Annotated in this window: 10 protein-coding genes; 1 reads left to right on the plus strand and 9 read right to left on the minus strand. The window is 42.2% G+C overall.

From position 1 onward, the window contains the following. Positions 1-19: 19 nt before the first annotated feature. From CST_RS07255 to CST_RS07280, 5 genes are all read right to left on the minus strand, one after another. Positions 20-646, minus strand: a complete 627-nt coding sequence (locus tag CST_RS07255; protein ID WP_242823531.1) for a hypothetical protein — start codon at positions 644-646, stop codon at positions 20-22. A gap of 248 nt (positions 647-894) precedes the next feature. Next, entirely contained in the window at positions 895-1,830 is a 936-nt protein-coding gene (locus CST_RS07265; protein WP_015485012.1) for an ABC transporter ATP-binding protein, read from the minus strand. Next, a complete protein-coding gene (locus tag CST_RS07270) occupies positions 1,830-4,469 on the minus strand; it encodes a hypothetical protein (protein WP_015359212.1) in 2,640 nt (879 codons plus the stop codon). Before CST_RS07270 ends, CST_RS07265 begins: the two co-directional genes overlap by 1 nt. Positions 4,470-4,603: 134 nt before the next feature. Next, complete coding sequence (gene dprA / locus CST_RS07275; protein WP_015359213.1) at positions 4,604-5,716, minus strand: DNA-processing protein DprA; 1,113 nt, start codon at positions 5,714-5,716, stop codon at positions 4,604-4,606. Positions 5,717-5,725: 9 nt separating this feature from the next. After that, positions 5,726-7,258 (minus strand): YifB family Mg chelatase-like AAA ATPase, encoded by a 1,533-nt coding sequence (locus tag CST_RS07280; protein WP_015359214.1) that lies wholly within the window; start codon positions 7,256-7,258, stop codon positions 5,726-5,728. Positions 7,259-7,643: 385 nt separating this feature from the next. Between CST_RS07280 and CST_RS07285 the strand changes: the two genes are divergently transcribed. After that, positions 7,644-8,441, plus strand: coding sequence for an SGNH/GDSL hydrolase family protein (locus tag CST_RS07285; RefSeq protein WP_015359215.1), 798 nt, complete (start codon positions 7,644-7,646; stop codon positions 8,439-8,441). Here CST_RS07285 and CST_RS13520 read toward each other — a convergent pair. Genes CST_RS13520 through CST_RS07300 form a run of 4 tightly spaced genes read right to left on the minus strand, consistent with a single transcriptional unit; the run spans position 8,415 to position 12,782 of the window. Then, on the minus strand, positions 8,415-8,588 hold the full coding sequence (locus tag CST_RS13520) for a hypothetical protein (protein ID WP_015485014.1): 174 nt from the start codon (positions 8,586-8,588) through the stop codon (positions 8,415-8,417). The genes CST_RS07285 and CST_RS13520 overlap by 27 nt on opposite strands. A gap of 13 nt (positions 8,589-8,601) precedes the next feature. After that, positions 8,602-9,882 (minus strand): Ger(x)C family spore germination protein, encoded by a 1,281-nt coding sequence (locus CST_RS07290; protein ID WP_015359216.1) that lies wholly within the window; start codon positions 9,880-9,882, stop codon positions 8,602-8,604. Further along, positions 9,866-10,987 (minus strand): GerAB/ArcD/ProY family transporter, encoded by a 1,122-nt coding sequence (locus CST_RS07295; RefSeq protein WP_015359217.1) that lies wholly within the window; start codon positions 10,985-10,987, stop codon positions 9,866-9,868. The genes CST_RS07290 and CST_RS07295 overlap by 17 nt, the downstream gene beginning before the upstream one ends. Next, positions 10,962-12,782 (minus strand): spore germination protein, encoded by a 1,821-nt coding sequence (locus CST_RS07300; protein ID WP_015359218.1) that lies wholly within the window; start codon positions 12,780-12,782, stop codon positions 10,962-10,964. Before CST_RS07300 ends, CST_RS07295 begins: the two co-directional genes overlap by 26 nt. Between the last annotated feature and the right edge of the window lie 67 nt (positions 12,783-12,849).

Consider the following 12,849-nt stretch of genomic DNA (forward strand, 5'->3'; position numbering starts at 1 on the left):
CATGCCCGGGTTTGCAGAATTATTTTTTTCTCCTAACCGGATTTAATATCAGCGTACTTAAAATTATAAGAAGAACCGACACTATAATGCTGAAAAGCCCGTTTGCAATCCATGGTTTAAAAAATCTCAGTATTCCCGTTTCCTGGGCAAGATAACCGTCTATATACGCAGCCGCTTGTCCCCACAGATCAAACCCCCTGTAATCGACGCCGCCGAAATAGAATGAAGTATAACCAAACACCGGTGAGGGAAAAAGAATTGACAAAATCTCCGTATAAGTGGGAGCATAGCTGTATCCTGCGCTGTACTTTATCGACATATGCAGCAGGTACAGGAAAAACGGGCCGAAGGTCACCGTGCCCAAAAACAGGTATGTTGATATAATGGCGGTGATATTCCTTTTAAATAAAGTTGAAAAAAACACGCCGCTGCTTGCAACAAAAAACGCCGTTAAAACATAAAACAGGGTAAGCTTCGCTATATCCTCAATCCCAATTCCGCCGAAGAAAAATACCACACCCAGGACAGGCAATGACGCTATGAACAGGAGCATTGTATAAGCAATGGATATGACAATTTTGCCAATGACAATTTTTCTTGGCGGAGTTTTGGTTACAAGCATCAAAGGTTTGCCTTTCGCGCTCACCGCTTATGGACGTTGCCGTTATTGCAGGTACCGTGACAAAAAGCAACGCAAACTGAAATACCAACAGGATGTTATATGCATTTACCGCCATCCGCGGGCTGTAATTAACAATGCCATATGGGTAAAACATGTCATAGGCGGTAAAATACAGTAACATTATAATAGACAGCAGAATTATATAGCAGCTTATAAGAACGGGTGCCCTCCACCCACGCAGTTTTGTTTTCATATCTTTCTGCAAAACAGGATTAATTCTCATCTCCGTTACCCCTTTCGGTAAGTTTCATGAAAACCGATTCCAGGGAGCTTTCCTGCGGGTGGAATGAAATAACGGGTATTTCATTCATTACGAGTTTCTTTAAAATTCCCGCGTAAGCGTCTTTTTCACAGTTCACCTTTATTTCCAATTCATCTGCAAAAGAACTGATTTCCTTAACTTCAGGCATTTCCATAAGAATTTTTACCGCTTCTTCCTCCCTGTCCGCCACCCGGATTTTAATTACCCCCGCCTGTGACAGTTTTTCGGTTATTTCTTTCACCGATCCGCTTGCAACCAGGCGCCCGGAGTCTATTATTCCAATAGATGTACAAAGCTCGGCCAATTCGGGCAGAATGTGCGAGCTGATCAAAACCGTTTTGCCCATTGAACGAAGTTCTTTCAGTATTTCTTTCATTTCAACCCTTGCCCGTGGATCAAGCCCTGAAGCCGGTTCGTCAAGTATAAGGAATTCAGGGTTGTGAATAAGGCTCCTGGCAAGGCACAGTCTCTGCTTCATTCCCCTCGACAGCGTATCCACATAAGCTTCCTTTTTATCGGACAAACGGACAAGCTCCAACAGCGAATCGGTCAGTTCCCTGCATTTTGCGCCGTAGATTCCCTGCAAACCGGCATAGAAAGCCATATATTCCGTTACCTTAAGGTCATCATATACGCCGAAAAAGTCAGGCATATAGCCTATCCGTTCCTTAACCTTCAAAGGTTCCTTTGCAGTGTCAATGCCGTCAATTAAAACCCTTCCCGATGTGGGGGCAAGAAGCCCTGCAATTATACGCATGGTTGTGGTTTTTCCGGCACCGTTTGCGCCCACGAACCCGTAAATTTCGCCTCTCGGTATTTCCATGCACAATCTGTCCACTGCAACCGTGCTGTTGAATTTTTTCGTAAGGTTTTCAACCACCACCATCATCGGGATACCCCCTTTATATATATTTCGGGCATTGTGAGCTCCTCTTCATAATATGAATATACTCCTTCCTGTGGCCTGCCCAGTTCCGTTACACTGATTTTCATCCGTACTTCGTTACCCAAACCGATGTACCGTGATATATCATTAACGGTTATTGTTTTGCTGAAAATACTGTCATTATCGGTATCGGACTTTATTTCCTCCCATGTTTTTGACAACACATTGTACAGGTAAAACTCGTATTTATTGGTCAGAACCTGTATACGCGCCGTAGAATCCTGACTCATGCGGTATTTAATACTCAGTGGTATTTGCTTTTCAGTGTGAAGGCGCATTTCATTTACAGTTATATTCTCCGGAAGCACAAACTCAAATACCAGATCCCCAACGCCGTTTATAGTCACGCTGTTATTGCTTCCAACCCATGCAATGTTATTTTCCTGGTACATACTGGGAATTATTATTCCCGCAGGTATTTCTACTTCCTGCCCCGGCTCAAACTTCAACGAGGATTTAATTATAAACAGATTTTTATTATATTTCTGCGGCTCTCCGTTATTTACGGTCAGGCCATAATCAAATTCCTGTTCATTCATTGCCAGCAGCGTAAAATCAGGCCTTCCCACATTGCTATTATATACATAATAAACAAATTGCTCAAAAAGATTCCGTTTTTGGATAAGTTCGGCAAAATTTTCAGGATATTCTTTCGGAGTACTGTACCATGTATGCCCATACATCGCATCGAGATACTCTTCGGGCTGTTTGTATACGTTCTCCCCGTCAAGAGGTATGTCCAAAGTTACGGAATCCCCCGCAACAATGTCACCTACACGGACGAAATTGTTTCCTATGACAAGCACCGCATCAAGCAAATCGTATGGGGTGGAATTTGAAATAAGTCCTCTGAGTCTGCCGTCTTTTATCGTAATATCATTAAGGATATTCCCGTCAAACGGTATGGTTTTCTTCGCATAAAGAACCTTGGGCGTCCAAAGCGGAGCATCATACTGTTCCAGTTTAACATTTTCACCAATTGTAAACTTGGCGACAACCTGATTTGCGTTTCCTGCTGCATACAGATCATTATCCTGTTCGGTAAAAGGCTGCTGTATGCCGTTGTTTTCATTGTACTCAATTGTCAGCGTGCCCCTCCGGTTATTAAACACCCCTATTGCAGACAGCACACTGGCTTCACTTGAACCGGACTCTGCTTCAATCACCGATGCGGTATTCACAACGGCGGTATTATACCGGGTTTTATAACCGAACAGGTACATAAATGAAAGAAACAGAACCGACAGCAGCGGAATAAGCCCCCATGCCCAATCCCTTTTGTCCTTGACTTTAAGGATGATATACAGGACAGGACCTACGACGATAACATATACCCCCAGTATTATGAACATCAATTTGAAGGGAGGCACTTTATCAAACGGAACATTGGCCGTGAGTTCCCGCATATTAAAGCTCTGACTTGTATAATTACCGGTATAGCCATTACCGTATACCGACGTAAAACCCGCTCCTGTATACTTGAAAATATTTTCCATTAATGTGGTCTTGTAATGCCATGATGCGAAAGGCTCAACAGTGGGATCAAAGGTCAGAACAACAACTGTTCCCTTTCCCTTCGTGTATTTTACGGCAACGGGATTATTATCATCTCCCAAGATCACATAAGGATCCTTAACCTCTGTTTTACTGTTTTCAGAAATAAGTTTTCCCTTTGCCAGTTTAAGGTCTATTCCGTCTGCATCCCTTCCCGTAAACCTTTCAATAATATCAGAGGTCTGAACGTCTTCAATTCCTGTCACTGAAAAGGGCTTAAGGCTTTCAGGAAGGCCGTTGTATACCTTTTGCCATGAAATCCCCGTACCAATTACTAAAAGCCCGCCTGCCTCAACCCATTTTTCAAGGGCTGAAATTTGCAAATCATTTAAAAGGGAAGTGTCATATTTGCTTATTATAAAAATATTAAAACCATTCATTATCTTACTGCTGTCCGGAAAAGAACCGTAATCAAGGGAAACTACCACCGCTTCATGTTTCTGGTAATAGTCATCCTGCGTCAATGGCAACGACGAAACTGACGTTACTCCTGCCGGCATTGGCGGGTTTATTTTCTCCATTACGCCATTATCCACAGCAACCGGAACAGTGTCCCCGTTCAGCCAGTTAAAGGCATCGCCGTCCTCGGACAAAACCCCAATCTGCATAACGTTCGCCGAAAGAAGTCTTTTAAAACTGCAGGTTGTCTCTGCAAGCACCCTGTTCTTTTCAGTAAGCCTTATCTCAATATCTCTGTCTGCCGTAAACACAGGAACTTCAAAACTTACTTCCTGCTCAATGCCTGCAATAAGCTCAACCGGTTTTGAAAAAATTACTCTCCTTTGCCGGTAGGTATTTACCTCAACCTCAATTTCCCCCGATATATTTCTTTTAGCTGAGGAAACCCTGACAGTAACCGGAGACCATGCACCCAATTTCGCAATACCGCCAAATCCGCCCTCAGCTTCTATAACAATATCGTCCACCGCGGGTTTGGCATATACTCCGGTATAATTTGCCCATATTAATTCAAAAACACAAATTAAAACCACAAGTATCAAACAAAAGCGTCTTATCTTCTGCAAGAACAACAACCCCTTAAAAAGATTTTCTTTTGAATCCGTATTTTTACAACAAGACTTTTTATTTCAAATATAATTGACGTAATAAATAAAAAAAAGTTTCAAAAATAAAAAAGAATTACTGTAATGTTAGTAAATCAAATTTCAATGCTATACCTTCCACCCGGTTCGCGTCTGACAAGTCCTTTCATTTCAAGGCTCAGGAGAATACTGTACAGCAGAGGCATATCAACCGCCATTTTCCTTTGAATTTCGTCAATACCCAGGGTTTCAGCCGCGAGAAGCTCTAAAACATCCCTTTCGTCGTCAGTAAGTTCGTAATTGTGTTTCATATTTTTACCAAAATTCAAATCAAATATGTTTTTTACTTTAAAATGTTCATACCAGCGGAGCTCGTCAAGTATATCCCGGACAGAGGTCACAAGTTTTGCACCGTCCTGTATTAATTTATTCGTTCCTCTACTGTTCACACTGACTATATTACCTGGTAACGCATATACATCCCTGCCCTGTTCAAGGGCCAGTTGAGCGGTTATCAGCGAACCGCTTCTCTCACCTGCTTCAACCACCAGCACTCCAACAGACATTCCGCTCACAATTCTGTTTCTTACAGGAAAATGATGCGGTGCAGGTTCAACACCAGGCGGATATTCGGAAATTACCGCACCTGTTTCTATGATCTGATCCATTAATTTTTTATTTTCCGGAGGATAAACCACATCCAGACCGCATCCCAAAACAGCAACCGTCCTGCCGTTAGCCGCCAGCGCCCCAGTGTGCGCCGCCGTATCTATTCCCCTCGCCATACCGCTTATTATGCAGATACCGCACTGTGCAAGTTCACCGGATAATTTCTTTGCCTGGCTTATTCCGTATCCGGATGCTTTTCTTGAACCAACAACGGCAATCGCCAGTTCATCTGCACGCAGTTTTCCCTTAACATAAAGGCATATTGGCGGATCACAGATATTTTTCAGTATTTCGGGGTAATCTCCGCTGTCAAGTGTTACGACATTTATATGTTTCCTGTCTATCTCCTCTATGGTTCTATCCACCGTTTTTCTGTATTCTTCGGACAATATTGCTTCAATGTTATCACGGTTTAACAAGCCTGTCTTTGCAAGTTCAACGGCATCGGCGGCGTAAATTTCAGCCGGGCTTTCAAAAACTTTTAACAGTTCGGCTTTCTTTCTCGTGGTTATTCCTTTCAGATTTGCAAACCACACCCATTCTTTCAGTTCCGGATTCATACCGGCCTCCTACACATACAGATTTCTGTCCAGTATCCTGTACTGTATGGCTTCTGAAATATGAACGGTTCTGATATTTTCTGCCCCTTCCAAATCGGCTATTGTTCTTGCCACTTTCAGGATTTTGTCATGGGAACGGGCGGTAAGCCCCAGAGACGAAAAGGCTTGTCTCAACAGTTCCGATTCTTCCTTGCCCAGCCTGCAGTGTTTTCTCACCATCGCCGAAGTCATCTGGGCATTACAGTATATGCCTGTATTTGCAAAGCGTTTTCTCTGTATTTCCCTTGCGTTATTTACCCTTTTGCGTATCTCCTTTGAAGGCTCGGATTTAGTTTCATCAGCCAGATCACTGTATTTCACAGTCGGCACATCCACCTGAATGTCAATCCTGTCCAGTAACGGTCCCGAAAGTTTTCCCAAATAGCTTTTAACTTCCTGCGGCGTACAGGTGCATTCCCTTGTTTCGTCAAGGTAAAAACCGCACCTGCACGGGTTTGCCGCGGCAATCAGCGTTGTTTTGCATGGATATGTAATTGAAGCGTTTATCCTTGAAATATGAACAATCCCGTCTTCAAGAGGCTGCCTCAGAACTTCCAGAGTATTCTTCCCAAACTCGGGCAATTCATCAAGAAAAAGTACTCCCAAATGCGCCAGGCTTACTTCTCCCGGTCTTGGGATTCTCCCTCCCCCAACAAGCGAAACAGGGCTTATGGTATGATGAGGTGCCCTAAACGGCCTTTTTGTAATAAGAGATGAATCGGAAGGCAGTAAACCCGCCACACTGTAAATTTTGGTAATTTCAACGGCCTCTTCAAAAGTCAAATCCGGAAGAATTGACGGCATTCTTCGGGCAAGCATTGTTTTCCCCGAGCCGGGGCTTCCAATCATTAGAAGATTATGCCCGCCTGCTGCTGCAACTTCCAGCGCCCTTTTGACATGTTCCTGCCCCTTCACATCGGCAAAGTCTGGCTGGTTTTCGTCGTCATCACAGAGTAACAGGTCGTTCTGGCTTTCAACGGCAGGCAAATTAATTTCACCTTTTAAATGCAGCACCAGTTCGGAAAGTTTCTTTACCGGTATTACTTTTATACCCTTAACCACCGACGCTTCTTTCGCATTTTCATAAGGGGTGTATACAAATTCAAATCCCTTTTCCTTTGCTGTTATTGTTTTGGGCAGAACACCGTAAACCGGCCTTACCGTTCCGTCCAGAGAAAGTTCGCCCAGTAAAACACTATTTAAAAGAGAGGGTTCAGGTATAATTCCGGTTGCCGCAAGAATCCCTGCGGCCATCGGTAAGTCATACGACGTTCCTTCTTTTTTCAGATCAGCCGGCGCAAGATTAATGGTAATCCTGCGGGATGGAAATTCAAAACCCGAATTCTTTATTGCAGCCCTTACCCGTTCTTTTGCTTCCTTTACGGCCATGTCCCCAAGGCCGACTATCTCAAATGCCGGCAGTCCGTTGCTTATGTAAGTTTCCACCGAAACCATGTATCCGTCAATACCTAACAATCCGCATGTGTTAACCTTGCTAAGCATACTCAAAACCTTTTCGTTTTTCAAAATTTTTAAAAGCAGGAACACTCTTGAAAACATTTAACTGAATTACATAAAAATATATAAATAAACCAAATTCGCTAAATTTTATCAGTTAAACCTTTTATCAACTATTATATTGTTTTTCTCGGAATTATTCAACAGTTTAAGTCAAGTATCAAGAATACGTAAGTTTTTTGTTTTCAGCTTATAATAATTACGTAAAATTCACTAAAAATTCATGATGAAAAAAATTATTTATTTTTTAACTTTTCTATATTTCCCGCAATATAAAACTGTGTTGTAAGAATACTTATACTTGGGTATATTAAAATCAATAAAAAATGCATTGGCATTTTATGTAAAACTGATATAAGAGGTGCGTCAAATGTCCATTATACAGGAACAAGGCCCATTTAAAATAATTGTTTCGGGAGATTCAATATCCAAAGGAATTGTATATGACGAAACCAAAAATAAATACACGATACTTGAGGAAAACTATGTGGAGCTTCTTCGGGATAAACTGAACGCCATGGTTTACAACGCCTCCCGTTTCGGCAGCACACTCATCAAGGGTATCCAAAAACTTAAAAACAGTATTTTCAGTGAAAAACCCGACATAGTGCTTATTGAATACGGCGGGAATGACTGTGATTTCAACTGGGATGAAATTGCCAGAAATCCTGACGGCACACATTTGCCACGAACAGATTTTCAGACATTTGAAAATGTTCTTAGGGATGCAATAGATTTTGTGAGGAGAAATAAAAGTATTCCTGTATTAATGAATCTTCCGCCATTGAATGCAGACAAATATTTCAACTGGATCAGCAAGAGTAATCCCGTTGCCAAAGAGAATATCCTTAAATGGCTGGGCAGTGTTACAAAAATTTACTGGTGGCAGGAACGGTATAACTCAGTGATTCAGAAAATTGCGGACGAGACAAAAACGGTATGCATAGATATAAGGGAAGCGTTTCTTCGGTTTCCCGACTTTACAACACTGCTATGCATAGACGGAATTCATCCGAACAGAGACGGACACAAGGTAATAGCCAATAAAATAGTTGAGTTTTTAAACGGAAGGTATAATTTTCTTTTAAAAAATCATCTTTTACCTGCTTCGGATGCAAACACCGAACAGACCTCATGCTTACTACTTTCTAAGCCACAGAAGATATAAAGGGAATACAACACAGATAACGGCTAATATAAAAAGAGATATACCACCTTTTTTGTTTTCCCTGAAAGTCCATACACCATAGCTGACGGTGTATATTCCCGCCCATAAAAGCATGATTACGACAATAAGCACCGCAAAAGTATTCATCCGATTCCCCCTTTCAGATAATTCCCGGTATTTGCTTTACCATTATTCCCGAGCGTCTGATTTTAATCTCCACGTTAACATTAAACTGCGCTTTTTCATACTTTTCCGGCCAGTTGAATTTTATCCAGTCTTCCCAGTATAAAAAAGTCTTTTTCAAATATTTCCCCAAAAAACATATGTCGCTGTTAAGTTCATCCCGGGTTTTCTCAAGAAATAAAACAACTTTTTCCCTAATATATTCTGATGCATATTTTTCCAATTTTTTCAGCCCTTCGCCCGTTGAATAGTCGTTTCTTCCGGTTATCGCCAATATATCCCCTTCCAGCGAAACTTTTATATCCACCACCGGTATGTTCTCTTTAATTTTTACACTGATTTCAGGCTTTCTTGCCTGGCCAAGCCTTAAAGTGATATAATCCCTGTTTTCCGCTATATCAGTACTTTCATTGAAATCAGGCAGTGTAAAATACATTTCTCCAAGTTTGCCCGATACCACAAGATAATAGAATGTTTCCAGGCCGGTCAGCTCCCCCACCATTTTATCCCCTCTGAAAACAGCGGACCCCATCTGCCGGACCTTATTTTCATATACGACAGGTATCTCTCCGACAGTGTAATCCCCTTCCAGAATCCCATTCCGGTTTCTGCTTGAAATCATTTCAGCCAAATCTTTCGTTTCCTGAATCCGGGAAACGTCAAGTAAAAGCGCCACAGCCTCCTCATACGTGCTCTCCATTTTGGAATAAAATTCCTCAATTGTGCATCCGTTTGAAAAACCTGTGTAGGCAAAGGATTCCATAATCAGTTCAAAATGCTTGGAGGGATTAAATTCAAGAAGCGGCTTGCTTGATTTAAGGAATTCCTCGGCACTGCCCTTAGTTATACCCAAATAGGTATCGGGTCTGAATTCCCTGAAACGGATAAATGTGTTTATGATCTTTTCTATCCCCTGTTCAGCCAAGTCCTTTGATATTACAATCAGCTTAGCGTGGGCGAAATTGACGCGTTTGCTTATAAGTGAATTTATAACGTTAATTCCTCCAAGTATTGTAGGCGCCGCGACTGTTACAATATTAGTGGATTTTTCAATTTCTCCCGGTTCGGGGCCGACACCCACCGCTATAGGCACAGCAAGCAAAAGGGTAATTATCAGATTATCTTCAGGCCCCTTATCCAGCCCCATTGCCACGACGTAGGCCAAATCATCCGGCTCGGAGGCATCAAAGCAGCCGCTTATGAAAATCATTGGAATGATCATACACAGAATTAACAATTTCTTAATTCTCCATATCATTTTTCCCGACCTCTTTTCTTCTCATTAACCAGTCCCTCAATGATGCTACGGCAAGCAATATAACCGGAAAAATAAGGGAAATTACCCATGAGAAGCTGCGGTAAATTTCCATTTCCGCCTGAAGCGTGGAATATAAATTTTCGGGTACAAGACTTAAAGTGAAAACAAGAATCATGAAGGGCACTATAAGCGGTTTTCTGTATTTAAGATTAAAAGCCCTCTGAAAAATATAAGTAATAAAATACAGGCATGAACTTAAATACAGAAACGCACATGACGCCCATATCAATATAAACGCGGCTTCTATGCGGGTGAAAAACCTTCCTATCTTAATTGATCTCGCCATCTGGTATACGGGAAGAAAAAACTCTGTGGAAGTGGGATACTGGTATACCATAAGATAGCACAGTGTGGACAGCACAAGAAAAAGCCCGGCAAAAAATATTCCGTACCGCCCTACTTCCCCGTACCTTTCTTTCTTTTTCAGAAACGGCATTAAAAAAAATATGGCAACCACTTCGGAAAAGTAGGACAGGTTTATTATACCCTTCAGGGCTATTGCTTTAATTCCCAGCCCCAGCCATGGCGAAAGCCTGGTCACGTCATACCTGGGAATATTGAATAAAAGTATCAATATAAACGCCAGCGCCAAAAGCGGTATAGCCAAAACATGCAGCCTCCCTATCGCTTCAATGCCAAAATAGGCTCCAACCACCATTCCTACGGCAAATATCAGCAGAACAATACTGACGGGTGTGGTTGTAAGGCTGATGACTTTTATATCTTCGGCAAACTGTCTGAGAACAAGCGATGTTACATACATGAACTGGGCGAGATAAATAATGCCAAAAATAATCCTTCCCGGCTCACCCAAAGCCTTTTCGCTTATGTCCAGAAGGTCTTTCCCTGTAAATTTTTCATACAACCGGGTTATTAGCAAATAAATCAGGTATACTGCCACGGAATCCAGAAAAATCATAAGCCATGCCGCACTTCCTGCGTCCTCCGACGCAGTTCTCGGAAAGTCAAGTATAATTTTGGTAGAAAGCAAATTGAGTATAACACATGCTGCCTCAAAATTACCGATCGTTGTCCTCTTCTCCATCCACTTCCACCCCCTTCTCCGACTTTACCCACTTTCTACTTATAAAAGGCTGCTGCTTGACATCTTTCGGGTTAATAAAGTCCGGCCTGTCTTCTTCTTTCCAAAGCGGCGCCCTGAATATGGTATTGGTTCTTCTGCCTGTTGTTTTCGGTGCAAACGGGGCAAGGAACGGAACACCAAAAGATTTTGCGTTTATCAGCAGCAGAAAATGTATGAAAACGCCAAGGCTTATTCCCAAAAGGCCGGCAAAACCTGCAAGGAGGATATATATAAAACGCATCGCACGGAATGAATATCCCAGGGAAAAATCAGGAATGGCAAATGATCCGATTCCCGTAACGGCTACTATTATTATAAGGAACGGGCTTACAAGGTTCGCCGAAACAGCAGCCTGACCAAGAATTAAACCGCCTACAATGCTCAGTGTAGGACCTATCGGGCCGGGTATTCTTATACCCGCTTCGCGGATAAGCTCGAAGGCTATTTCCATGATAAAAAGGCTTACAATTGTCGGGAAAGGAACCTTTTCCCGTGATGACGCAATAGCGAGCAGCAAATCAGTAGGGAGCATTTCCTGATGGAAATTGGTTATTGCCAGGTATACCGCCGGAAGAAAGAGTGTAATCAATATCCCCATAATTCTTATAAGTCTCAGTAAAGTGGAATAAGGATACCTTAAATAATAATCCTCCGGTGAGTGAATAAGATTGAAAAAGGTTACCGGAATTACAATTACAAAAGGACTTCCGTGCACAATTATCGCAACGCGTCCTTCGCCCAGATAGGCTGCCACCCTGTCTGGTCGTTCGGTTAAAAGCATTTGCGGTGCCGGAAGATAAGTATCATCTTCAAGAAACTGTTCCAGTTCCCCTGCATCGCGCAAATATGCGATTTTTATGCTTTTGAGCCTTTTTCGTACCTCATCCACAAGCCTGCTGTTTGCCAGATTTTTTATATAGACAATACTGCACGGTGTTTTGCTTCTTTCACCCACCAAAACGTCTTCTACAATCAGGTTTTCATCTTTAAGTATTTTCCTGAGGAGGGCCGAATTGGCCCTGTGGGATTCTATGAAAGATTCCCTCGGTCCGCGTATGTTCAGTTCCGACGTTGGCTTTTCAACATTTCTGTGTTCCCATCCCTTAACATCCGCGCCAAAGGCCACATCAAGTCCGTCAATGAATATCCCTGCACCACCGAAATTAATTTCGTCAATAACTTCCTGGTATGTTTCACACACTTTAATCTGGTTCTGCGGAATCAAATGGTCATGAATAATGTCTTTAACCGGCCTGTCTTCGGTGTCCATGGGCATTACCGACAAAGTCATCAGCGGAACGAGAATATTGTTGTTGACCAGCGAATTGTCAACAAGACCGTCAAAAAAGCAGACGAAGGCCGGATATACCTTGTCTTTTACACGCACTTTAAACTCACGTATTTTAAAGTCTCCGTTTATATCGGCGCTGTACCTTTCTTTTATAACTTCAAGACATGTACTTAATGAACTGCTTATAGTGTCGTCCTTTTTATCTTTTTTCTTTTCCCTGTCATCCGCACTATTCCTGGCGGATAATGAAACGGGTTTCGTTATTCTTTTTTTCCTATCGGATTTTTTCTGTTCCCCTTCCTGTTTGCCCTTGCCGTCATCTTCGCTGTCTCCGGCCGCTACACCGTCATCACTGTTTTCGGTGTCCAGCGGCTGATTTTCAAAATCATCAAGGACGAAAGGATTTTTTTCCTTTTCGGGCTTAAACAGAAAAATTGATTTCAGATAGGAAGTTATACCTTTCAAAAAACACCCTCCCTGAAAGTAAGTCTTGAATTAGTTTTAGCACTGAATACAAATGTTATACTGGATT

Source organism: Thermoclostridium stercorarium subsp. stercorarium DSM 8532 (assembly GCF_000331995.1).
Lineage (GTDB): Bacteria > Bacillota > Clostridia > DSM-8532 > DSM-8532 > Thermoclostridium > Thermoclostridium stercorarium.